1 protein-coding gene is annotated in these 26,738 nt (G+C 76.7%); it reads left to right on the top strand.

What is annotated here, in order from left to right; genetic code table 11:
* Positions 1-58 precede the first annotated feature (58 nt).
* Positions 59-26,728, top strand: a complete 26,670-nt coding sequence (locus ACIQOW_RS17365; protein WP_401085407.1) for a type I polyketide synthase — start codon at positions 59-61, stop codon at positions 26,726-26,728.
* Positions 26,729-26,738: the final 10 nt, after the last annotated feature.

Here is a 26,738-nt window from a genome sequence, read left to right as displayed (position 1 = left end):
CACGGTTAATCGGTTCCGGCTGCGATCCACCGCCGGCCGGGAGTAGGGGTTGATCAGCGTGGGGGAAGAGCAGAAGTATCTCGAATACCTGAAGCGGGTGACGGCCGACCTCCGGCGCACCCGCCGTCAGCTCCAGGTGGCGGAGATGCGCGAGCGGGAGCCCGTCGCGATCGTCGCGATGGCCTGCCGCTACCCGGGCGGCGTGAGCTCGCCGGCCGAGCTGTGGCAGCTGGTGACCAGCGGCGGCGACGGCATCACCGGGTTCCCCGAGGACCGCGGCTGGCCGACCGGCTCCGGCTACGCGAACGAGGGCGGATTCGTCGACGGGGCCGCCGACTTCGACGCCGCGCTGTTCGGCATCTCCCCGCGCGAGGCCGTGGCCATGGACCCGCAGCAGCGGCTGCTGCTGGAGTCCGCCTGGGAGGTCGTCGAGCGGGCCGGGCTCGACCCGCGCTCGCTCACCGGCAACCGGGTCGGCGTGTTCGTCGGCGCCTCCGCCTCCGGCTACGCCGAAGGCGCCCACGCCCTGCCCGAGGGCGCCGACACCCACCTGGCCATCGGCAACGCCGCCAGCGTGGTGTCCGGCCGGATCGCGTACGCGCTGGGCCTGGAGGGCCCCGCCGTCACCATCGACACCGCTTGCTCCTCCTCCCTGGTCGCCCTGCACCTGGCCGTCCACGCGCTGCGCGCGGGCGACTGCGAACTGGCGCTGGCCGGCGGTGTCACCGTGATGTCCTCGCCGAGCGTCTTCGCGGAGTTCAGCCGCCTCGACGGCCTGGCCGGCGACGGGCGCTGCAAGGCGTTCGCCGCGGCGGCCGACGGCACCGGCTGGGGCGAGGGCGTCGGCCTGCTGATGGTGGAACGGCTCTCCGACGCCCAGCGGCTCGGGCACCCGGTGCTCGCCGTGGTGCGCGGCAGCGCGGTCAACCAGGACGGCGCCTCCAACGGCCTCACCGCGCCGAACGGCCCCGCCCAGCAGCGGGTGATCCGCCAGGCGCTGGCCGGCGCCGGGCTGTCCCCGGCCGACGTGGACGCGGTCGAGGCGCACGGCACCGGCACCCGGCTCGGCGACCCGATCGAGGCCCAGGCCCTGCTCGCCACGTACGGGCGGGAGCGCGCCGAGGGCGGCCCGCTGTGGCTCGGCTCGGTCAAGTCCAACATCGGCCACACCCAGGCCGCGGCCGGCGTGGCCGGGGTGATCAAGATGGTGCAGGCGATGCGGCACGGCGTGCTGCCGGCCACCCTGCACGTGGACGAGCCCACCCCGCACGTGGACTGGAGCGAGGGCGGCGTCGAGCTGCTCACCGAGGCCAGGCCGTGGCCGGAGACCGACCGTCCCCGCCGGGCCGGCGTCTCCTCGTTCGGCATCAGCGGTACCAACGCGCACGTGATCCTGGAGGCGGCGCCCGCCCACGCGCCCGCCGAGCCGGGCGCCGGCACCGATGCGGACCCGGACGCCGACGCCGGCACCGGCGCCGAGCCCGCCGTCCACGCCCTTGTGGCGCCCGTCGACCCCGACCGGCCGCTGCTGTGGCCGCTCTCCGGCAAGAGCGCGGCCGGGCTGCGCGCCCAGGCCGGCCGGCTGCGTGCCCACCTCGCCGAAGCGGACGCTCCGGATCCCGCCGGCCTCGCCTGGTCGCTCGCCACCGCCCGCGCGGGCCTGGACCACCGCGCCGTGGTGCTCGGCGAGCTGCTCCCCGGCCTGGACGCGCTCGCCGCCGGCGAGGCCGCCGCGACGGGCGCGAGCGCGACGGTCAGCGCGACGGTGACCGGCGTGGCGGCCGAGGGCCGGACGGCCTTCCTGTTCACCGGCCAGGGCTCGCAGCGCGCGGCGATGGGCCGTGGGCTGTACGAGGCGTTCCCGGTCTTCGCCGGGGCCTTCGACGCCGCCTGCGCCGAACTGGACCGCCACCTCGGCTCGCCGGTCGCGGACGCGGTCTTCGAGGGCCGCGACCTCGACCGGACGATGTGGACCCAGGCCGGCCTGTTCGCGGTCGAGGTCGCCACCTTCCGGCTGCTCGAATCCTGGGGCGTCGCACCGGACTTCCTGCTCGGGCACTCCGTCGGCGAGCTCGCGGCCGCGCACTGCGCGGGCGTCCTCCCGCTCGCGGACGCGTGCGCCGTGGTGGCCGCGCGCGGCCGGCTGATGCAGGCGCTGCCGGCCGGCGGCGCGATGCTCGCGGTGCAGGCGACCGAGGCCGAGGCGGCCGAGGCGATCGCCGGGCGCGCCGACATCGCGGCGGTCAACGGCCCGTCCTCGGTGGTGGTCTCCGGCACCGAGGAGGTGATCGGCGAGCTGGCGGCCCGCTGGTCCGCCGAGGGCCGCAAGACCAGCCGGCTGACGGTCTCGCACGCCTTCCACTCGGCCCTGATGGAGCCGATGCTGGCCGAGTTCCGCGCCGTCCTGGAGACGGTCGCCTTCGCCCGTCCGCGGATCGCGATCGTCTCCAACCTGACCGGCGCCGTCGCCGATCCCGACCTGCTCACCACCCCGGACTACTGGGTGCGGCACGTGCGCGAGGCCGTCCGGTTCGCCGACGGCGCCGCCTGCCTGGCGGCCCGGGGCGTGACCCGCTTCGTCGAACTCGGCCCGGACGGCGTGCTCTGCGGGATGGCCCAACAGGCCGGAGCCGACGGCGTGTTCGCCCCGGTGCTGCGTCGCGGCCGGGACGACGCCGAGTCGGCGCTGACCGCACTGGCCCGGATCTGGACGGCCGGCGTCGAGGTCGACTGGCGCGCCGTGCTGCCCGAGCGCCCGCGGGTGGAGCTGCCCACGTACGCGTTCCAGCGGGAGCGCTACTGGCCGGACGTCATGGCGGCCCCGGTGGGCCCGCCGCCCGCCGCCGCCCCGGACGAGGACCGGCGGTTCTGGGACGCGGTGGAGCGCGCGGACCTCGCCGAGCTGGCCGCGACCCTGAAGCTGGAGGAGGCCCCCGGCCTGCTCGACACGGTGGTCCCCGCGCTGTCCGCCTGGCGGCGCGGCCGGCGGCAGGAGTCGGTCGTCGACTCCTGGCGCTACCGGGTGACCTGGAAGCCGCTGAGCGGCCTCGGTGACACCGCCCCGCTCACCGGCACCTGGGTGCTGGCCGCCGCCCCGGACGACGAGCGGGCGGAGGCCGTCGAGCGGGCCCTGCGGGCCGCCGGGGCCGCCGTGCTGCGCTGCGAGCCCGGGCAGTGGCCGACGTCCGGCCAGGCCGACCCGGCCGGCGTGGTCGCGCTGCCGGCCGGCGCCGACCCGGTCGCCGAGGCCCTGGCGACCGTCCAGGGCCTCGGCGCGGCGGGCATCGACGCGCCGCTGTGGCTGCTCACCTCCGGCGCCGTCTCGGTCGGCCGCTTCGACCCGCCGTGCGACCCGACGGCCGCCGGGGTGTGGGGGCTGGGACGCGTCGCCGCACTGGAACTCCCGGACCGCTGGGGCGGGTTGATCGATCTGCCGGCCACCCTGGACACCCGGGCCGGCGCCCGGCTGGCCGCGGTGCTGGCCGGCGGCACGGGCGAGGACCAGGTCGCGGTCCGCGGCTCCGCCGGGTACGGCCGCCGGCTGGCCCGGCCCGAGCCCGGCCGGACCGCCGAGCGCCCGTGGACCCCCTCGGGCACGGTGCTGATCACCGGCGGCACCGGCGCGCTGGGCGCGGCCACCGCCCGCTGGCTGGCCGGCCGCGGCGTGCCGCACCTGCTGCTGCTCGGCCGGCGCGGCGCCGCCGCACCCGGCACCGAGGAACTGGTCGCCGAACTGACCGCCACCGGCACCCGGGTGACCGTCGAGGCCTGCGACGTCGCGGACCGGGACGCGCTGGCCGCCGTGCTCACCGGGATCCCGGCCGACCTCCCGCTGACCGGCGTGGTGCACGCCGCCGGGGTCGCGGCCCACGACCCGATCGAGGACCTCGGACCCGCCGGGCTGGCCGCCGTCCTCGGCGGCAAGGCGGCCGGCGCCGCCCACCTCGACGAACTGACCGACGGCCTGGACCTGTTCGTCACCTTCTCGTCGATCGCGGCGACCTGGGGCAGCGGCGGCCAGGCCGCCTACGCGGCCGGCAACGCCCACCTGGACGCGCTGGTCGACAACCGCCGCAGCCGCGGCCTGGCCGGCACCTCGATCGCCTGGGGCCCCTGGGCCGAGGCCGGCATGGCCGTCCGGGGCGAGGCCGCGGACTACCTGCGCCGGCGCGGGCTGAACGCGCTCGACCCGGCGCTCGCCGTCCTCGCCCTGGAGCGCTCCGTGGACCACGGCGAGGGCTGCGTGACCGTCGCCGACGTCGACTGGACGCTCTTCGCCCCGGCCTTCACCCTGGGCCGCCCCAGCCCGCTGCTGGCCGACCTGCCCGAGGCGGCGGAGTCCGTCACCGGCGACGCCGCCGACTTCGAGCTGGGCGCCGTCCTGCGGCAGCGGCTCGCCGCCGGGCCCGCGAACCACCGCCACCAGGTGCTGGTGGACCTGGTCAGGGAGCGCGCGGCCTCCGTGCTGGGCCACCGTACGGCCGAGGCGGTCGACCCCGACCAGGTCTTCCGCGACCTCGGCTTCGACTCGCTGACCGCCGTCGAGCTGCGCAACCTGCTGAACGCGGAGACCGGCCTCCAGCTGTCGGCCACCCTGGTCTTCGACCACCCGACGCCGACGGCCCTGGCCACCCACCTGCTCGGCGAACTGTTCGACCGGCCGGAGGAGTCGCCGGCGCACACCCGCGCCACCGCCATCGCCGCGGCCGACGACGACCCGGTCGTGATCGTCGGCATGAGCTGCCGCTACCCCGGCGGGGTGGAGTCCCCGGACGACCTGTGGCGGCTGGTGCTCGACGGTACGGACGGCGTCACCGGCTTCCCGGCCGACCGCGGCTGGGACCTCGCCGACGACGAGGGCTCGTACTCCCGCCAGGGCGGCTTCGTCGCCGGGGCGACCGGCTTCGACGCGGCCCTGTTCGGCATCTCGCCGCGCGAGGCGCTGGCCATGGACCCCCAGCAGCGGCTGCTGCTGGAGGCCGCCTGGGAGGCCTTCGAATCGGCCGGGGTGAACCCGCGCTCGGTCCAGGGCGCGCAGATCGGCGTGTTCGCCGGAGCCTCCAACTCCGGCTACGGCAGCGGCGGCCTCGGGCTCGCGGGGGCGGAGGGGCACCTGCTCTCCGGCACCGCCAACAGCGTGATCTCCGGCCGGATCGCGTACACCTTCGGCCTCGAAGGCCCGGCCGTCACGGTCGACACCGCGTGCTCCTCCTCGCTGGTCGCCCTGCACCTGGCGGTGCAGGCGGTGCAGCGCGGCGAGTGCGAGCAGGCGCTGGCCGGCGGCGTCACCGTGATGGTCTCCCCGGCCGCCTTCGGCGAGTTCGACCGCCAGGGCGGGCTGTCCTCGAACGGGCGCTGCCGCTCCTACGCGGGCGCCGCGGACGGCACCGGCTGGGGCGAGGGCGTCGGCCTGCTGCTGGTCGAGCGGCTCTCCACCGCCCGGCGTGACGGCCACCGGGTGCACGCGGTGATCCGCGGCAGCGCCGTCAACCAGGACGGCGCCTCCAACGGGCTCACCGCCCCCAACGGCCCCGCCCAGCAGCGGGTGATCCGCCAGGCGCTGGCCAACGCCGGACTGGCCACCCCGGACGTCGACCTGGTCGAGGGCCACGGCACCGGCACCGTGCTCGGCGACCCGATCGAGGCGCAGGCGCTGCTGGCCACCTACGGTCAGGACCGCGCCGACGGCGGCCCGCTGTGGCTCGGCTCGATCAAGTCCAACATCGGCCACACCCAGGCCGCGGCGGGCGCGGCCGGCGTGATCAAGATGGTGCAGGCGCTGCGCCACGGGATCATGCCCGCCACCCTGCACGTGGACGAGCCCAGCCCCCAGGTGGACTGGTCGCGCGGCGCGGTGGAACTGCTCACCGAGGCCCGTCCGTGGCCCGAGGCCGGCCGGCCGCGCCGCGCGGCCGTCTCCTCCTTCGGCATCAGCGGCACCAACGCCCACGTCATCATCGAGCAGCCGCCGGCCGCCGGGCCGGAGCCGGCCCCGACGCCCGCGCTCGCGCTGTGGCCGCTCTCCGCGCACACCAGGGACGGCCTGCGGGCCCAGGCGGAGCGGCTGCGCACCTTCCTCGCCGACGCGGACGCCGACCCGCGCGACATCGGCCACGCGCTCGCCACCACCCGGGCCGCGCTGGAGCACCGCACGGTGCTGCTCGGCGAGGACCGGGCCGAACTCCTCGGTCGGCTGGCCGACTTCGACGCCGACGCGGCCGCCACTGCGGTCCCCGGCGGCACCGCCTTCCTGTTCACCGGCCAGGGCGCGCAGCGGGCCGGCATGGCCGAGGAGCTGTACGAGCGCTTCCCGGTCTTCGCGGACGCCTTCGACGCGGTCTGCGCCGAGCTGGACCCTGCCCTGGACCGGCCGATCCGCGAGGTGGCGGCCGACGGCGTCGACCTGAACCGGACCGGCTACGCCCAGACGAGCCTGTTCGCGGTCGAGGTCGCGACCTTCCGGCTGCTCGAATCCTGGGGCGTGGTGCCGAACCTGCTGCTCGGCCACTCGATCGGCGAGATCGCGGCGGCGCACTGCGCGGGCGTGTTCTCCCTGCCGGACGCCTGCCGGCTGGTGGCGGCCCGCGCCCGGCTGATGCAGGCGCTCCCGGCCGGCGGGGCGATGCTCGCGGTGCAGGCCCCCGAGGAGGAGGTCAGGGCGGAGCTGGACGGCCTGGCCGACATCGCCGCGGTCAACGGGCCCGCCGACGTGGTGGTCTCCGGCGACGCGGCCGTGATCGACGAACTCGCCGCCCGCTGGCGAGCCGAGGGGCGCAGGACCGCCCGGCTGGCGGTCTCGCACGCGTTCCACTCGGCGCTGATGGAGCCGATGCTCGCGGACTTCCGCGCGGTGCTGGAGACCGTCGCCTTCGAGGCGCCGCGGATCGCGATGGTCTCGAACCTGACCGGCACCCTCGCCGGTGCCGGGACCCTGGGCACGCCGGACTACTGGGTCCGGCACGTCAGGGAGACCGTCCGGTTCGCCGACGGCGTGGCCTGCCTGCGCGACCACGGCGTACGGAAGTTCGTCGAGCTGGGGCCGGACGGCGTGCTCTGCGGCATGGCCCAGCTCACCGTCACCGACGGTGTGTTCGTGCCGGTGCAGCGCCGGGACCGGAGCGGCGCGCCGGCCGCCGCGCCGGCCGGGCTGTGGACGGCCGGCGTCCCGCTGGACTGGCGGGCGGTGCTGGGCGGCGGCCGGCGGGTCGACCTGCCGACGTACCCCTTCCAGCGCGAGCGGTACTGGCCCGAGGCCGTCCCCGCCGCGGCGCCGGCGAGTGGCGGCGACCCGCTGGACGCCCGGTTCTGGGACGCGGTGGAACGCGAGGACCTGGGCGAGCTGGCGAGCACCCTGGCCGTCGAGGCGGCGGGGGAGCTGGAGCCGCTGCTGCCCGTGCTGTCCTCCTGGCGCAGGCGCCGCCGGGCCGACGCCGTGGTCGACTCCTGGCGCTACCGGGTCACCTGGAAGCCGGTCACGGACGGGCTCGGCGCGGGCGTGCCGGCCGGCCGCTGGCTGGTCGTGCGGCCGGCCGACGGCGCCGGGACCGCCGGGGTGGCGGCCGAACTGCCCGCCGCCCTGCGGGCCGCCGGGGCCGACCTGGTCGAGTTCGGCTGCGACCCGGTCGCCGACGGCCGGGCGGCGCTGGCCGGACGGCTGGCGGAGCTGCCGGACGCCTTCGCGGGTGTGCTGTCGCTGACCGTGCTCGGCCGGGACGGGCTGACCGCCTCGCTGGTCCTGTTGCAGGCGCTCGGCGACGCCGGGATCGGCGCGCCGCTGTGGACCGTCACCAGCGGCGCGGTGTCGGTCGGCGGCTCGGACCCGCTGCGCGACCCGTTCCAGGCCCAGGTGTGGGGCGCCGGCCGGGTCGCCGCCCTGGAGCACCCGGACCGCTGGGGCGGCCTGGTGGACGTCCCCGCCACCGTGGACGCCAGGGCCGCCGCCCGGCTGGCCTCGGTGCTGACCGGCGACCAGGGCCTGGACCAGGTCGCCGTGCGCGCGGCCGGGGTCTACTCCCGCCGGCTGGTGCGGGCGGCCGCCGACGGCGCCCCGGCGGAGCCGTGGACCCCCTCGGGCACCGTGCTGATCACCGGCGGCACCGGCGCGCTGGGCGCCGCCGTCGCCCGCTGGCTGGCCGGGCGCGGCGCACCGCACCTGGTGCTCACCGGCCGGCGCGGGCAGGACACCCCCGGCGTGGCCGGTCTGGCCGCCGAACTCACCGGGCTCGGCGCCCGGGTGACGGTCGCCGCCTGCGACGCGGGGGACCGGGAGGCGCTGGCCGAGGTGCTGGCGGCCGTCCCGGCCGAGCTCCCGCTGACCGGTGTGGTGCACGCGGCCGGCGTCGCGGAGACCGCCCCGTTGGACTGGGCCGGCCCCGCCGACGTGCGCTCCTCCACCGGCGGCAAGGTGACCGGCGCGGCGCACCTGGACGAGCTGACCGCCGGGCTGGACCTGGACCTGTTCGTCACCTTCTCCTCCATCGCGGGCGTCTGGGGCAGCGGCGGGCAGGGGCTCTACGCCGCCGCCAACGCCTACCTGGACGCCCTGGTGCAGCAGCGGCGCTCGCGCGGCCTGGCCGGCCTCTCGGTGGCCTGGGGCCCGTGGGCCGGGGCCGGCATGGCGGTGCGCGGCGAGGCCGAGGACTTCCTGCGCAAGCGCGGACTGCCCGCGCTGGACCCGGCGCTGGCCGTCGCCGCGCTCGCCCGGGCGGTGGACCTGCGGGAGACCTGCCTGGTGGTCGCGGACGTGGACTGGGAGCGGTTCGCCCCGGCGTTCACCTCCAGCCGCCCCAGCCCGCTGCTGGCCGACCTGCCCGAGGCGGTGCGGCGGCCGGCCGCGGAGGAGTCCGCCGCCGAGGCCGGATCCGCCCTGGTGCGGCGGCTCGCCGCGGCGCCCGCCCCACAGCGCGCCCGGATCGTGCTGGACCTGGTCAGGGCGCGGGTCGCCACGGTGCTCGGGCACAGCACGGCCGAGGCGGTCGAGCCGGACCGGGCCTTCCGCGACCTGGGTTTCACCTCGCTGAGCGCGGTGGAGCTGCGCAACGCGCTCGGCACCGAGACCGGCCTGGCGCTGCCGGCCACCCTGGTCTTCGACTACCCGACCCCCGGTGAGCTGGCCGGGCACCTGGCCGGGCAGCTGCTGGCCGGCCTGGAACGGGCCCCGGCGGCGGACCGGGCGCCCGGCACCGTGGCCGGGCCCGGAACCGGCGGTGACGACCCGATCGTGATCGTCGGCATGAGCTGCCGCTACCCCGGCGGCATCACCTCGCCGGACGAGCTGTGGGAGCTGGTCGCCACCGGCGCCGACGGCATCTCGGGATTCCCCGCCGACCGCGGCTGGGAGTTCGCCGACGCCGAGGGCGGGTACTCCCGGCAGGGCGGCTTCGTCCACGAGGCGACCCGCTTCGACGCGGGGCTGTTCGGCATCTCGCCGCGCGAGGCGCTGGCGATGGACCCTCAGCAGCGGCTGCTGCTGGAGGCCGTCTGGGAGACCTTCGAGTCCGCCGCCCTGGACCCCAGGTCGCTCAAGGGCGAACAGGTCGGCGTCTTCGTCGGCGCGTCCTCCTCCGGCTACGGCGGGGGCGGCGCGCGCGGCTTCGACGGGGCGGAGGGGCACCTGCTCTCCGGCACCGCGAACAGCGTGATCTCCGGCCGGGTGGCGTACTCCTTCGGCCTGGAGGGGCCGGCGGTGACGGTGGACACCGCCTGCTCCTCCTCGCTGGTGGCGCTGCACCTGGCGGCGCAGGCGGTGCAGCGCGGCGAGTGCGCGATGGCGCTCGCGGGCGGTGTCACGGTGATGGTCTCGTCGGCCACCTTCGGCGAGTTCGACCGGCAGGGCGGCCTCGCCTCGGACGGCCGCTGCAAGGCCTTCGCCGCCGCGGCCGACGGCACCGGCTGGGGCGAGGGCGTCGGTGTGCTGCTGGTCGAGCGGCTGTCGGACGCCCAGCGCCTCGGCCACCGGGTGCTGGCCCGGGTGCGTGGCAGCGCCGTCAACCAGGACGGCGCCTCCAACGGGCTGACGGCGCCCAACGGGCCCTCGCAGGAGCGGGTGATCCGCCAGGCGCTGGCGACCGCGGGCCTGACCACCGCCGAGGTGGACGTGGTCGAGGCGCACGGCACCGGCACCCGGCTCGGCGACCCGATCGAGGCCGGGGCGCTGCTCGCGACGTACGGTCAGGACCGGCCCGAGGGCAGCCCGCTGCTGCTCGGCTCGATCAAGTCCAACATCGGGCACACCCAGGCGGCCGCCGGCGTCGCCGGGATCATCAAGATGGTCATGGCGATGCGGCACGGGGTGCTGCCGGCCACCCTGCACGTGGACGCGCCGTCCCCGCACGTGGACTGGTCGGCCGGCGCGGTGGAACTGCTCACCGAGGCCCGTCCGTGGCCCGAGGCCGGCCGGCCGCGCCGCGCGGGCGTCTCCTCCTTCGGCATCAGCGGCACCAACGCCCACGTCATCATCGAGGCCGTGCCGGTCCTGGCCCAGGACGAGCCGGCCGGGACGGCGCCGCCGGTGATCCCCTGGCTGCTGTCGGCCAGGACCGAACCCGCGCTGCGGGCCCAGGCCGAACGGCTCGCCGCCTTCGCCGGCTCGACCGGCTCCGACGGCTCTCCGGCCGACCTCGGGCACGCCCTGCTCGGCCGGGCGGCCCTCGCGCACCGCGCCGTGGTGCTCGGCGCCGACGTGGCCGGCCTCGCGGAGGGGCTCGGCACCGTGGCCGCGGGCACCCCGGCCGCGCACGTGGTCACCGGAGTGACCGCCGAGGGCCGTACGGCCTTCCTGTTCACCGGTCAGGGCGCGCAGCGGGTGGGGATGGGCGCCGGGTTGTACGGGGCGTTCCCGGTGTTCGCGGACGCCTTCGACGCGGTCTGCGCCGAGCTGGACCTGTTGCTGGACCGTCCGGTGAAGGACGTGGTGTTCGAGGGCGCCGAGGATCTCGACCGTACGGTGTGGGCGCAGGCCGGGCTGTTCGCGGTCGAGGTCGCTTCCTTCCGTCTGCTCGAATTCTGGGGCGTGGTACCGGACTTCCTGCTCGGGCACTCGATCGGCGAGGTGGCGGCGGCCCATGTGGCGGGGGTGTTCTCGCTGGCCGACGCGTGCGCGCTGGTGGCGGCGCGCGGGCGGCTGATGCAGGCGCTGCCGACGGGCGGCGCGATGCTCGCCGTCCAGGCCACCGAGGCCGAAGCGGCCGGGGCGATCGGCGACCGGGCCGACATCGCCGCCGTCAACGGGCCTTCCTCGGTGGTGGTTTCGGGCCCGGCGGAGGCCGTCGACGAGCTGGCCGCCCACTGGAAGGCCGAGGGCCGCCGGACCAGCCGGCTGAGCGTCTCGCACGCCTTCCACTCGGCCCTGATGGAGCCGATGCTCGCCGAATTCGCCGCCGTCCTGGCCGGGTTGACGTTCGCCGAGCCGCGGATCCCGCTGGTCTCGAACCTGACCGGGTCGGTGGCCGGCCCCGGCCTGCTCACCACCCCGGACTACTGGGTCCGCCAGGTCCGCGAGGCGGTCCGCTTCGCCGACGGGATCGGCCACCTCACCGGACAGGGCGTCACCCGGTTCGTCGAACTGGGGCCGGACGGCGTGCTCTGCGGAATGGCCCAGCAGTCCGCCCCCGAGGGCGTGTTCGCGCCCCTCGCCCGGCGCGACCGGGAGCCCGCGGACACCGCGCTGCGCGCGCTGGCCAGGGTCTGGACGGCGGGCGCGGACGTCGACTGGCGGGCGGTGCTGCCGACCGGCCGGCGGCTCGACCTGCCGACGTACGCCTTCCAGCGCGAGCGGTACTGGCCGGAGGTCGTCCCGGTGGCCGGGGACCCGGGCACGGCAGGCCTGGAGCCGGTCGGCCACCCGCTGCTGAGCGCCGCCGTCACGGTGGCCGACGGCGGCGGCCTGCTGCTCACCGGGCGGCTCTCGGCGGCCACCCACCCGTGGCTGGCCGACCACGTCATCCTGGACCGAGTGGTGCTGCCCGGCGCGGCCCTGGTCGAGCTGGTCTGGACGGCCGGTCGCCGGGCCGGCTGCGCGGCGATCAGGGAGCTCGTCCTGCGGACCCCGCTGGTGCTGCCCGAGCACACCGGGACGCAGCTCCAGGTGAGCGTGAGCGCCGCCGGTGAGAGCGGCGAGCGCACGGTCGAGGTCTACTCGCGGCCCGAGGGCACCGTCGACGCGGTCTGGACCAGCCATGCGGCCGGTCTGCTGGCCACCGCCGACGCCGGAACCGGCGAGGGCCTCACCGCCTGGCCGCCGGCGGGCGCCGAGCCGGTGGTCCTGGACGGCTTCTACGAGGCGCTGGCCGGGAGCGGCTACGGTTACGGCCCGGTGTTCCGGGGCCTGCGCGCGGCCTGGCGGGCGGGCGGCACCGTCTACGCCGAGGTCGCGCTGCCCGAGGAGGCGGCGGGCGAGGCTGGCGGGTTCGGGCTGCACCCGGCGCTGCTGGACGCGGCGCTGCACGCCGTGGGCCTGTCCCCGGTCGTCCAGGCCGGTGGCACCCGGCTGCCGTTCGCCTGGACCGGCACCCGGCTGGACGCGGTCGGCGCGTCGGTGCTCCGGGTGCGGGTCGACGGCACCGCGGAGGGCGTGTCGCTGCTGCTCGCCGACGGCGTGGGCGAGCCCGTCGCCACCGTGGAGTCGCTGGCGATGCGGGAGATCTCCGCGGAGGCGCTGCGCCCCGCCGAGGAGAGCGGCCCCGAGGCGCTGTTCGCCGTCGACTGGGCGCCGGTGACGGTCGCCGAGGAGGCCGTGGACGTCTCCGGCTGGGCGGCGATCGGCGAAGTCGACGGCCTGCCGGCCTACGCCGCCGTCGCGGACCTGGTGGCGGAGCTGGACGGCGAGGGCGCGGTGCCGCCGGTGGTGGTGCTGCCGGTCCCGGCCTCGGACGATGTGCACGAGCTGACCGCGGGCGTGCTGGGCGTGGTCCGGGAGTGGCTGGCGGAGGAGCGGTTCGAGGCCGCGCGGCTGGCGGTGCTGACGCGTGGTGCGATGCCCGTCGTCGCGGGAGCCGGGGTGGATCCGGTCCAGGCGGCGGTGTGGGGCCTGCTGCGGTCGGCGCAGACGGAGAACCCGGATCGTATCGTCCTGGTGGACCTCGATCCGCGGGACGACTCGGCGCGGCTGTGGCCGGCCGTGGTGGCCGGTGACGAGCCGCAGGCGGCGATCCGCGGCACCCTGGTACGGGTGCCGCGCCTGGTGCGGGCGTCCGCGGTCGACCGGCTGGCGGTGCCGGAGGGGGAGGGTGCCTGGCGGTTGGGTGTCGCGGGGGAGGGTGCGGTCCTGGCGGACATGGCGCTGGTGCCCGCGCCGGAGGCGGACGCCCCGCTGGGTGCGGGTGAGGTGCGGGTCGCGGTGCGTTCGGCGGGGGTGAACTTCAAGGACGTGCTGATCGGGCTGGGCATGTACCCGGACCCGTCGGCGGTGATCGGTGCCGAGGCCGCGGGCGTGGTCCTGGAGGTCGGCGCGGAGGTGACCGACCTCGCCCCGGGGGACCGGGTGTTCGGCTTCTTCACCGGCGGCGCCGCCCTGCGGGCGGTGACCGACCGGCGGCTGTTGGCCAGGGTGCCGGAGGGCTGGTCGTTCGCCCAGGCCTCGTCGGTGCCCCTGGTGTTCGCGACCGCCTACTTCGGGTTGCGTGACCTGGGCGACGCCCGGCCGGGTGAGTCGGTGCTGGTGCACGCGGCGGCCGGCGGTGTGGGCATGGCGGCCGTCCAACTGGCCCGTCACTTCGGGCTGGAGGTGTACGGCACGGCCAGTCGTGGCAAGTGGGACGTGCTGCGTGCCGCCGGTCTGGACGACGCGCACATCTCTTCTTCGCGTGACCTGGACTTCGAGGAGCATTTCCGCGCCACCAGCGGTGGGCGCGGGGTGGACCTGGTGCTGAACTCGCTGGCCGGGGAGTTCATCGACGCCTCGCTGCGGCTCCTGGCGGACGGCGGCCGGTTCCTGGAGATGGGCAAGACCGACATCCGGCAGCCGGAGGGCGTCCGCTACCGGGCGTTCGACCTCGGGGAGGCGGGCCCGGAGCGGATGGGCGGCATCCTGCACGAGGTCATCGAGTTGTTCGAGGCCGGTGTGCTGCGGATGCTGCCGATCACGGCCTGGGACGTGCGGGACGCGGTGAACGCCTTCCGGTTCGTCAGTCAGGCGAAGCACGTGGGCAAGAACGTGCTCACCGTGCCGGCGCCGCTCGATCCCGAGGGCACCGTGCTGATCACCGGCGGCACCGGGACGCTGGGTGGGCTGCTGGCCCGTCACCTGGTCGCCGGGCACGGGGTGCGGCACCTGACGCTGCTCAGTCGTCGTGGGCCGGGGAGTCCGGAGGCGGCCGAACTGGTCGCCGCGCTGGCCGAGTCGGGTGCCGAGGCCGAGGTGGTCGCCTGTGACGCGGCGGACCGTACGGCGCTGGCGGCCGTGCTGGAGGGTCTGGCCCGTCCGCTGACCGGTGTGGTGCACGCGGCCGGTGTCCTGGACGACGGGGTGTTCGGCTTGATGACGCCGGAGCGGCTCTCCGTCGTGCTGCGTCCGAAGGCGGACGCGGCGCTCAACCTGCACGAGTTGACTGTCCGTCAGGATCTGGCGATGTTCGTGCTGTACTCCTCGGTGTCCGCGACGTTCGGCTCCGGCGGGCAGGCCAACTACGCGGCGGCGAACGCCTTCCTGGACGGCCTGGCCGTCCGGCGGACGGCCGAGGGTCTGGCCGGCCAGTCGCTGGCCTGGGGTCTGTGGGAGCAGGCCAGCGAACTCACCGGCCACCTGGCCTCGGCACGCAGCGGCTCCGCCCTGCCCACCGCCCGGGCACTCGCCCTGTTCGACCGCGCGACCGCGCTGTCCCTCCCGCACCTGGTGCCGATGGTCCTGGACCTCGCCGCGGCGCAGGCGGTCTCCACCCACCTGGTGCCCCCGCTGCTGCGCGGCCTGATCCGGCCGGCCGCGCGCCGGGCGGCCGGCCGGGGCGCGGGCGCGGACGCCGGACTGGTCGGCCGGCTGCGGTCGCTGCCGGCCGAGGAGCGGCGCGCGCAACTGCTGGACCTCGTCCGGAGCAGCGCGGCCACCATCCTCGGCCACTCCGCCGCGGACGCGGTCGGCGCCCGGCACGCGTTCCGCGACCTCGGCTTCGACTCGCTCACCGCCGTCGAACTGCGCAACGGGCTGAACGCCGTCACCGGGCTGCGGCTGCCGGTGACCCTGGTCTTCGACTACCCGACGCCGACCGTGCTCGCCGAGCACCTCGACGCGCTGCTGTTCGAGCGGGCCGCGCCGGTGTCGACGGTCACCGCCGAGGCGGCTGTGGACACCGGCGAGCCGATCGCGATCATCGGCATGAGCTGCCGCTACCCCGGCGGCGCGGACACCCCCGAGCGGCTCTGGCGCCTGCTGGCCGAGGGCTTCGACGGCGTCACCGCCTTCCCGTCCGACCGCGGCTGGGAGGTCGAGGTCGCCGAGGCCACCTACACGCCCCGCGGCGGCTTCCTGCACGACGCCCCCGACTTCGACGCCGGGCTGTTCGGGATCTCGCCGCGCGAGGCGCTGGCGATGGACCCCCAGCAGCGGCTGCTGCTGGAGGCCTCCTGGGAGGCCTTCGAGTCGGCCGGGCTGGATCCGCTGTCGATGCACCACTCGTCCACCGGAGTCCTGGTCGGCGCCTCGGCGTTCGGCTACGGCGCCGGGATGGACCTGCCCGAGTCGGAGGGGCACCTGATGACGGGTGCCGCCACCAGCGTCCTGTCCGGCCGCGTCTCGTACGTGTTCGGCCTGGAGGGCCCCGCGGTCACCGTGGACACCGCCTGCTCCTCCTCACTGGTCGCCCTGCACTGGGCGATCCAGGCGCTCCAGCGCGGCGAGTGCGCGATGGCGCTGACCGGCGGCGTGACCGTGATGTCCACCCCCGGCGTGTTCGCCGAGTTCGACCGGCAGGACGGCCTCGCCTCGGACGGGCGCTGCAAGGCGTTCTCCGCCGGGGCCGACGGCACCGTCTGGTCCGAGGGCGTGGGCGTGCTGGTGCTCCAGCGGCTGTCCGACGCCCGCCGCGACGGCCACCGGGTGCTCGCGGTGGTCCGCGGCAGCGCCGTCAACCAGGACGGCGCCTCCAACGGGCTGACGGCGCCCAACGGGCCCTCGCAGGAGCGGGTGATCCGCCAGGCGTTGGCCACCGCGCGGCTCGCCCCGTCCGAGGTGGACGCGGTGGAGGCGCACGGCACCGGCACGCCGCTCGGCGACCCGATCGAGGCCCAGGCCCTGCTGGCGACGTACGGCCAGGGCCGCGCCGGGGACCAGCCGCTGTGGCTCGGCTCGGTCAAGTCCAACATCGGCCACACCCAGTCGGCGGCGGGCGTCGCCGGGATCATCAAGATGGTGCAGGCGATGCGCCACGGCCTGCTGCCCGCCACCCTGCACGTCGAGCAGCGGACTCCGCACGTCGACTGGTCGACCGGTGCGGTGGAACTGCTCACCGAGGCCAGGCCGTGGCCGGACCTCGGCCGGCCGCGCCGCGCGGGCGTCTCCTCCTTCGGTATCAGCGGCACCAACGCCCACGTGATCCTGGAGCAGGGCGACCCGGTGCCCGCCCCGGAGCCGGTGCCCGCCGCGGAACCGGCACCGGGCGACGGCACCGTGCTCTGGCCGGTCTCGGCGAGGACCCCGGCCGGGCTGGGCGGGCAGGCGGACCGGCTGCGCGGGTTCCTGGCGACCGCACCCGACCTGGCGGCCGCCGGGCACGCCCTGGCCGTCCGCCGGTCCGCGCTGGAGCACCGGGCGGTCGCCGTCGGGGACTCGGCCGCCGCGATCGAGGCGGCGCTGACCGCGCTGGTCGAGGGCCGGCCGGCCGAGGGCGTGGTCACGGGCACGGCGGGCGAGGGGCGCACGGCGTTCCTGTTCACCGGTCAGGGCGCGCAGCGGGTCGGGATGGGGCGTGGTCTGTACGAGGCGTTCCCGGTGTTCGCGGCGGCCTTCGACGAGGTCTGTGCGCGGTTCGACCTGGGCAGGCCGCTCAAGGACGTGGTGTTCGAGGGCGCCGAGGACCTGGACCGGACGATGTGGGCCCAGGCCGGGCTGTTCGCCGTCGAGGTCGCTTCGTACCGTTTGCTCGAATCCTGGGGCGTGGTACCGGAGTTCCTGCTCGGGCACTCGATCGGGGAGATCGCGGCGGCGCACGTCGCCGGGGTGTTCTCGCTGGCCGACGCGTGCGCGCTGGTCGCGGCGCGGGGCCGGCTGATGCAGGCGCTGCCCGAGGGCGGCGCGATGCTCGCCGTGCAGGCCGCCGAGGCCGAGGTGCGCGAGGCGATCGGTGAGCGGCTCGACGTCGCGGCCGTCAACGGGCCTGCCTCGCTGGTGGTTTCGGGCCCCGCCGAGGTGGTGGACGAGTTCGCCGCGCAGTGGAAGGCCGAGGGCCGCCGGACCAGCCGGCTGAGCGTCTCGCACGCCTTCCACTCGGCCCTGATGGAGCCGATGCTCGCCGAATTCGCCGCCGTCCTGGAGCAGTTGACCTTCGCCGAGCCGCGCATCCCGATCGTCTCCGACCTGACCGGCGAACTCGCCGAGCCGGGCCTGCTCACCACCCCCGACTACTGGGTCCGCCAGGTCCGCGAAGCCGTCCGCTTCGCCGACGGCGTGGAGACCCTGCGGCGGCAGGGCGTCACCCGGTTCGTCGAACTCGGCCCCGACGCGGTGCTGTGCGGGATGGCCAGGCAGGCCGACGTCGAGGGCGTCTTCGCGCCGGTGCTGCGCCGCGACCGGGACGAGGCCGGGACGGCGCGACAGGCGCTGGCCCGGCTGTGGACGGCCGGCGCCGAGGTGGACTGGCCGGCCCTGCTGCCGGCCGGCCCCCGGGTCGAGCTGCCGACGTACGCCTTCCAGCGGGAGCGGTACTGGCCGCGCCCGTCCGCCCGGACGGGCGACGCCGGTTCGGTCGGACAGCTGCCCACCGGCCACCCGCTGCTCGGCGCCGCGGTGCAACTGGCCGGTGACGAAGGCCTGGTGCTGACCGGCCTGCTGTCCCGGGCCACCCGCCCCTGGCTGGCCGACCACGCGATCCAGGGCCGGGTGCTGGTGCCCGGCACCGCGTTCGTGGACATGGCGCTGCGGGCGGGCGCGCAGATCGACCTCCCGGTGCTGGAGGAGCTGATCGTCCAGGCCCCGCTGCCGCTGCCCGAACGCGGAGGCGTCCGGATCCAGGTGCGCGCGACGGCCCCCGGCGAGGACGGCGACAGCCGGGTGGAGATCCACGCCCGCCCGGACAGCGACGACGACGCCCCGTGGGTCTGCCACGCGGCCGGCACGCTGACCGGGGAGGAGCGGGCGCCGGGCTTCGACCTCACCGCCTGGCCGCCGGCGGGCGCCGAACCGGTGGTCCTGGACGGCTTCTACGAGGCGCTGGCCGGCGGCGGCTACGGTTACGGCCCGGTGTTCCGGGGCCTGCGCGCGGCCTGGCGGGCGGGCGGCACCGTCTACGCCGAGGTCGCGCTGCCCGAGGAGGCGGCGGGCGAGGCGGGCGGGTTCGGGCTGCACCCGGCGCTGCTGGACGCGGCGCTGCACGTCAGCGGCCTGGTCCTGGCCGACGCCGGGCAGGCGCCCCGGGTGCCGTTCGCGTGGACCGGCGTGCGGCTGCACGCGGTGGGCGCCTCGACGCTGCGGGTCGCGGTGACCCGGGCGGCCGACGGGGTGGCGCTCCTCGCCGCCGACGAACTCGGCGCCCCCGTCGCCTCGGTCGGCTCGCTGGTGCTCCGCGAGGTCTCCGCCCAAGCGCTCCAGAGCCCGGCCGACGCCTGGCCGGACGCGCTGTTCGCGCTGGACTGGGTGCCGGTGCCGCCGGCCGAGGCCGCCGCCGACCCGACGGGCTGGGCCGTTCTGGGCGCCGAACCGGCGCCGGGCGCACGGGAGTTCGCGGATCTGGCGGCGCTGGCGGCGGAGCCGGACGGCGCGCTGCCGCCGGTGGTGGTGCTGGCCGTTCCGGCCTCCGAGGACGTGCACGGGACGGCCGCGCGGGTGCTGGCCACCGCGCAGGAGTGGCTGGGCGAGGAGCGGTTCGCCGACAGCCGGCTGGTCGTGCTGACGAGCGGCGCGGTGCCGGCCGCGGCGGGCGGCGGAGCGGACCCGGTGCAGGCGGCCGTCTGGGGCCTGCTGCGGGCCGCGCAGACCGAGAACCCGGGCCGGATCGTCCTGGTCGACCTGGACCCCGCGGGGGCGGACCGGTGGGCCGGCTGGCCCGCGCTGGTCGGCGGTGAGGAGCCCCAACTCGCGGTCCGCGGAGGGGATGTGCGGGTGCCGCGCCTGGTGCGGGCGTCCGCGGTCGACCGGCTGGCGGTGCCGGAGGGGGAGGGTGCCTGGCGGTTGGGTGTCGCGGGGGAGGGTGCGGTCCTGGCGGACATGGCGCTGGTGCCCGCGCCGGAGGCGGACGCCCCGCTGGGTGCGGGTGAGGTGCGGGTCGCGGTGCGTTCGGCGGGGGTGAACTTCAAGGACGTGCTGATCGGTCTGGGCATGTACCCGGATCCTTCGGCGGTGATCGGGGTCGAGGCCGCGGGCGTGGTCCTGGAGGTCGGCGCCGGGGTGACCGACCTGGCCGTCGGCGAGCGGGTGTTCGGCTTCTTCACCGGCGGCGCGGCCCGGCGGGCCGTCACCGACCGGCGGCTGCTGGCCACGATGCCCGCCGACTGGACCTTCGCGCAGGCCGCGTCGGTGCCGATCGTCTTCGCCACCGCCTACTTCGGGTTGCGTGACCTGGGCGACGCCCGGCCGGGTGAGTCGGTGCTGGTGCACGCGGCGGCCGGTGGTGTGGGCATGGCGGCCGTCCAACTGGCCCGTCACTTCGGGCTGGAGGTGTACGGCACGGCCAGTCGTGGCAAGTGGGACGTGCTGCGTGCCGCCGGCCTCGACGACGCGCACATCTCCTCCTCGCGTGACCTGGACTTCGAAGAGCACTTCCGCGCCACCAGCGGTGGGCGCGGGGTGGACCTGGTGCTGAACTCGCTGGCCGGGGAGTTCATCGACGCCTCGCTGCGGCTGATGGCCGAGGGCGGGCGCTTCCTGGAGATGGGCAAGACCGACATCCGGCAGCCCGCCGACGTCTGGTACCGGGCCTTCGACCTGGCCGAGGCCGGTCCGGAGCGGATGGGCGGCCTGCTCCAGGAAGTCATCGGGCTGTTCGAGGCCGGTGTGCTGCGGATGCTGCCGATCACGGCCTGGGATGTCCGGGACGCGGTGAACGCCTTCCGGTTCGTCAGTCAGGCGAAGCACGTGGGCAAGAACGTGCTCACCGTGCCGGCGCCGCTCGATCCCGAGGGCACCGTGCTGATCACCGGCGGCACCGGGACGCTGGGCGGGCTGCTGGCCCGTCACCTGGTCGCCGGGCACGGGGTGCGGCACCTGACGCTGCTCAGTCGTCGTGGGCCGGGGAGTCCGGAGGCGGCCGAACTGGTCGCCGCGCTGGCCGAGTCGGGTGCCGAGGCCGAGGTGGTCGCCTGTGACGCGGCGGACCGTACGGCGCTGGCGGCCGTGCTGGAGGGTCTGGCCCGTCCGTTGACCGGTGTGGTGCACGCGGCCGGTGTCCTGGACGACGGGGTGTTCGGCTCGATGACGCCGGAGCGGCTCTCCGTCGCGCTGCGTCCGAAGGCGGACGCGGCGCTCAACCTGCACGAGTTGACTGTCCGTCAGGATCTGGCGATGTTCGTGCTGTACTCCTCGGTGTCCGCGACGTTCGGCTCCGGCGGGCAGGCCAACTACGCGGCGGCGAACGCCTTCCTGGACGGCCTGGCCGTCCGGCGGACGGCCGAGGGTCTGGCCGGCCAGTCGCTGGCCTGGGGTCTGTGGGAGCAGGCCAGCGAACTCACCGGCCACCTGGCCTCGGCACGCAGCGGCTCCGCCCTGCCCACCGCCCGGGCACTCGCCCTGTTCGACCGCGCGACCGCCCTGCCGATGCCCCACCTGCTGCCGGTCACGCTCGATCTCAGGGCCCGCCGAGGCGGCGCCGTCCCGCCGCTGTTCCGCGCCCTGGTGCGGGCCCCGATCAGCCGGGCCGCCGAGCGCGGCGCCGGTGGCCGGGCCGCCGTGCTGGAGCAGCTGCGGGCGCTGGGCGCCGACGAGCGCCGGGCGCGCCTGCTGGAGCTGGTGCGGGCCCACGTGGCGACCGTCCTCGGTCACTCCGGGGTGGAAGCGGTCGGCGCGAAGCAGGCGTTCAAGGACCTCGGGCTGGACTCGCTGACGGCGGTGGAGCTGCGCAACGGCCTCAACACCGCGACCGGACTGCGGCTGCCCGCGACCCTGGTCTTCGACTACCCGACCCCGGAGCTGCTGGCGGACCACCTCGCCGAGGCGCTGTCCGACGGCACCCCGGCGGCGCCGGGGACGGCCCCGGCCACGGGCGGGTCCGCCGCCACCGCCGCCGGCCTCGACGAACCGATCGCGATCGTCGGCATGAGCTGCCGCTACCCCGGCGGCGCGGACGACCCCGAGCGGCTCTGGCAGCTGCTGGCCGAGGGCTTCGACGGCGTCACCGCCTCCCCGGCCGACCGCGGCTGGCTGGTCGACGACCCGGCGTACACCCCGCGCGGAGGCTTCCTGGAGAACGTCGCCGGCTTCGACGCGGAGCTGTTCGGGATCTCGCCGCGCGAGGCGCTGGCGATGGACCCGCAGCAGCGCCTGCTGCTGGAGTCGGCCTGGGAGGCCTTCGAGTCCGCGGGCTTCGCGGCGCCCGGACTGCGCGGCACCCCGACCGGCGTGTTCGTCGGGGCCTACACGTCGAGCTACGGCGTGGGCGCCCAACTCCCGCCCGGGGCCGAGGGCTTCCTGATGACGGGCGCCTCGATGAGCGTGGTCTCCGGCCGGCTCTCGTACGTGTTCGGCCTGGAGGGTCCGGCGGTCACCGTGGACACCGCGTGCTCCTCCTCGCTGGTGGCGATGCACCTGGCCGCGCAGGCGCTGCGGCGCGGCGAGTGCGAGCTGGCGCTCGCGGGCGGCGTCGCCGTCATGGCCGGCCCGAGCCTCTTCGCCGAGTTCGGACGGCAGGGCGGACTGGCCTCGGACGGGCGGTGCAAGGCCTTCGCCTCGGCGGCGGACGGCACCACCTGGTCCGAGGGCGTCGGCCTGCTGGTGCTGGAACGGCTCTCCGACGCGCTGCGCAACGGCCACGAGATCCACGCGGTGATCCGCGGCAGCGCCGTCAACCAGGACGGCGCGTCCAACGGTCTCACCGCGCCCAACGGGCCCTCGCAGCAGCGGGTGATCCGCCAGGCGCTGGCCGACTCCGGCCTCGCCTCCGCCGACGTGGACGCCGTCGAGGCGCACGGCACCGGCACCCGCCTCGGTGACCCGATCGAGGCCCAGGCGCTGCTGGCGACGTACGGCCAGGACCGGCCCGAGGACAGCCCGCTGTGGCTGGGCTCGATCAAGTCCAACTTCGGGCACACCCAGGCCGCCTCCGGCGTGGCCGGGGTGATCAAGATGGTGCAGGCGATGCGGCACGGCGTGCTGCCGGCCACCCTGCACGTCGACGAGCCGACCCATCACGTGGACTGGTCGGCGGGCGCGGTCGAGCTGCTGACCGAGGCCAGGCCGTGGCCCGAGGCCGAGCGGCCGCGCCGCGCGGGCGTCTCCTCCTTCGGGATCAGCGGCACCAACGCCCACGTCATCCTGGAATCCGCACCGGCCGCCGCGCCGGTCGCCCCCGCTGGGTCCCCGGCCCTCGAAGGCCCGCTGCCGTGGCTGCTGTCCGGCAAGACCCCGGCCGCGCTGCGCGACCAGGCGCGCTCCCTGCGGGCCCACCTGGCGCAGGCCCCCGCCGGGGCCCCCGGGGACGTCGCCTGGTCGCTGGCCACCGGCCGGGCCGAACTGGAGCACCGCGCGGTGGTCGTCGGCCGGGACACCGAGGAGCTGTCGGAGCTGCTCGACCGGCTCGCCGCCGACGAGGCGGACGGCGCCCCCGCCGGCCAGGGCCGACTGGCCTTCCTGTTCACCGGCCAGGGCTCCCAGCGGACCGGGATGGGACGCGAACTGTACGAGGCGCAGCCGGAGTTCGCGGCCGCCTTCGACGCGGTCTGCGCGCGGTTCGACCTGGGCAGGCCGCTCAAGGACGTGGTGTTCGAGGGCGCCGAGGACCTGGACCGGACGATGTGGGCCCAGGCCGGGCTGTTCGCCGTCGAGGTCGCGTCCTTCCGGCTGCTCGAATCCTGGGGTGTGGTACCGGAGTTCCTGATCGGCCACTCGATCGGCGAGGTGGCCGCCGCGCACTGCGCGGGTGTCCTGTCGCTGCCCGACGCCTGCGCCCTGGTCGCGGCTCGCGGCCGGCTGATGCAGGCGCTGCCGGAGGGCGGCGCGATGCTGGCGGTCGAGGCCGGCGAGGCCGAGGTGCGGGAGGCGATCGGCGACCGGCTGGACGTCGCCGCCGTCAACGGGCCTGCCTCCGTGGTGGTTTCGGGCCCGGCGGAGGCCGTCGACGAACTCGCCGGGCGCTGGCGGGCCGAGGGCCGCCGGACCCGCCGGCTGACCGTCTCGCACGCCTTCCACTCGGCCCTGATGGAGCCGATGCTCGCCGAGTTCACCGCCGCGATCGACGGGCTGGAGTTCGCCGAGCCGCGCATCCCGATCGTGTCGAACCTGACCGGCACGGTGGTGGACCCGGAGGAGCTTCGCACACTCGGGTACTGGGCCCGCCAGGTGCGCGGCACCGTCCGCTTCGCCGACGGCGTCAGCCACCTGGCCGGCCAGGGCGTCACCCGCTACCTCGAACTGGGCCCCGACGGCGTGCTCTGCGGCATGGCGCAGCAGTCCGGCCCGGACGGCGCCGTGTTCGCGCCGCTGCTGCGCCGCGACCAGGACGAGGCCGCCACCGCCCTGCGGGCGCTCGGCCGGCTCTGGGCGGCAGGCCTGGACGTGGACTGGCCGGCAGTCCTGCGCACCGGCCGGCGGGTGCCGCTGCCCGGGTACGCCTTCCAGCGCACCCGGTTCTGGCTGGAGCACACCACCGGTGTGGGCGACCTGGGCGGCGTGGGCCAGACCCCGGCGGACCACCCGCTGCTCGGGGCGACGGTCGCGCTGGCCGGCGAGGACGAGGTGCTGCTGACCGGCCGGCTGTCGCGGGCCGCGCAGCCGTGGCTGGCGGACCACGCGATCCTGGGCCGGGTCCTGGTGCCGGGGACGGCCTTCGTGGAGATGGCGCTGCGGGCCGGCGAACAGGTCGGCTTCCGTACCCTGCGCGAACTGATCGTGCAGGCCGCGCTGCCGCTGCCGCCGAGCGGCGGGGTGCGGGTCCAGGTGCGGGTGGCCGCCCCGGGCGAGGACGGCGACCGGCGGGTGGAGATCCACGCCAGGCCGGACCTCGACGGGGCGCCGTGGGTGCGCCACGCGACGGGCGTGCTGGGCGCCGAGGCCGTACCGGAGGACCACGGCCTGGTGGCCTGGCCGCCGCCCGGCGCCGAACCGGTGGAGCTGGACGGCTTCTACGAGCTGCTCGCCGGAGCCGGCTACGGCTACGGCCCGGCCTTCCGGGGCCTGCGCGCCGCCTGGCGGGCCGGCGACACCGTCTACGCCGAGGTGGCCCTGCCCGAGGAGGCGGCCCCGGCCGCCGCCGGGTTCGGGCTCCACCCGGCCCTGCTGGACGCCGCGCTGCACGTGATCGGGCTCGCCCGGGCCGACTCCGGGCAGGCCCCCAGGATTCCGTTCGCCTGGACCGACGTGTGCCTGCACGCGACCGGCGCCGCGATGCTGCGCGTCGCGGTGACGCCGACCGAGGACGGCGTGCTGATCAGGGCCGCCGACGGGCTCGGCGCCCCGGTCGCCTCGGTGGAGTCCCTGGTGCTCAGGGAGACCGCCGTCGAGCAGCTGCCGGAACCCGTACAACCGTCCGTCCTGGACTGGCTGTTCGCCGTCGAGTGGACGCAGGTGCCCGCCCTGCCGCCGGTGGACACCGCGGGCTGGTGCGTGCTCGGCCAGGCCGCGCCCGACGTGCCGGGCGACCGGTACGACTCCCTGGCAGAGCTGACCGGGTCGGCCGAGCAGGCCGAGCTGTCCGAGCAGGCCGAGCTGTCCGACGGCGCCGAGGTGCCCCCGGTGGTGGTGCTGCCGGTGGCGGTGGCCGGCCCCGGCGACGCGGCCGACGCGCTCCGGACGGCCTCGCAGGTGCTGGAGACCGTCCAGGCGTGGCTCGCCGACGAGCGCTTCGCGGACTCCCGGCTGGTGGTGCTGACCTCCGGCGCCGTCGACCCGGCCGGCGAGGTGCGCGACCTGCCTGGCGCGGCGGTCTGGGGCCTGCTGCGCTCGGCCCAGTCCGAGCACCCGGACCGGTTCGTCCTGGTCGACGCGGACGAACCGGCGGCCGACGCCTGGCACCCGTACGCGACCGGCGCCGAACCCCAGCTGGCGGTGCGGGACGGACGCCCGCTGGTGCCCCGCCTGGCCAGGGCCGCAACCGCCACGGCCGCACCCGACACTGCGGCGCCCGGCACCGGAGCGCCCGCCGGGCTCCCCGGCACCGTCCTGGTCACCGGCGGCACCGGCGTGCTCGGCGGCCTGTTCGCCCGCCACCTGGCCGAGGCGTACGGCGTGCGGCACCTGCTGCTGCTCAGCCGGCGCGGCCCGGACAGCCCCGGCGCGGCCGAACTGGTCGCGGGGCTGGCCGAACTCGGCGCCGAGGCCGAGGTGGTGGCCTGCGACGCCGCCGACCGGGAGGCGCTGGCCGGGGTACTGGCCGCGATCCCGGCGGACCGCCCGCTGTCCGGCGTGGTGCACACCGCCGGTGTGCTGGACGACGGACTGGTCGGGTCGCTGACGCCGGAGCGGATCGCCACGGTGTTCCGCCCCAAGGCCGACGCGGCCGCGCACCTGCACGAGCTGACCGAGGGCCTGGAGCTGGACCTGTTCGTGCTGTTCTCCTCGGCCGCCGGGACCTTCGGCTCGCCGGGCCAGGCCAACTACGCGGCGGCGAACACCTTCCTGGACGCCCTGGCGGCCCACCGCCGGGCCCGGGGGCTCCCGGCGCTGTCGCTCGCCTGGGGCGTCTGGGCGGAGACCAGCGCGATGACCGGTCACCTCGGCGACCGGGCCGCCAGGCTCGGCACCGGCCTGACCGCCGAACAGGGCCTCGCGCTCTTCGACGCGGCCCTGGCCGGGGACCACGCCCACCTGGTGCCGGTGCGGCTCGACCTGCCGGCCGGGCCCGGCGCCGCCGACAGCGCGGTGCCCGCCCTCCTGCGCGGCCTGCTGCCGGGTGGCCCGCGCCGGGCCGGCGCCGCCCCGGACGGCCCGCCGCCGCTGCTGCGCCAGGTGGCGGGCCGCTCCCCGGCGGAGGCTGCCCGGCTGATCCTGGACGCGGTCAGGGCGGACGTCGCCCAGGTCCTGGGGCACGCCACGGCGGAGGCGGTGGCGCCCGACCGGGGCTTCGTCGACCTCGGCTTCGACTCGCTGACCGCCGTCGAACTGCGCAACCGCCTCGCCGCCCGCACCGGGCTGCGGCTGCCCGCGACGCTGACCTTCGACCAGCCGTCGGCCGGCCGGGTCGCCGAGTACCTGGCCGCCCGGATCGCCCCGGCCGGGTCCGCGGCCGTGGCGCTCACCGAACGGGTGGAGGGGATCGAGGCCGAGCTGGCCACGGTGGGCGAGGCGGAACGGCTCACCGTGCTGCGGCGGCTCCAGGCGATGCTGGCCCGCTTCGAGGACGGCGCGCCGGGGCCGTGGACCCCGTCCGTGGTGGCCGGCCTCGACACCGCGAGCGACGACGAGATCTTCGACTTCATCGACAAGGAGCTGGGCTCATCGTGACCCCGCTGCC

It is taken from the genome of Kitasatospora sp. NPDC091335 (genome assembly GCF_044757205.1).
Taxonomy (GTDB): Bacteria; Actinomycetota; Actinomycetes; order Streptomycetales; family Streptomycetaceae; genus Kitasatospora.
This window is presented reverse-complemented; position numbering and strand designations above follow the sequence as displayed.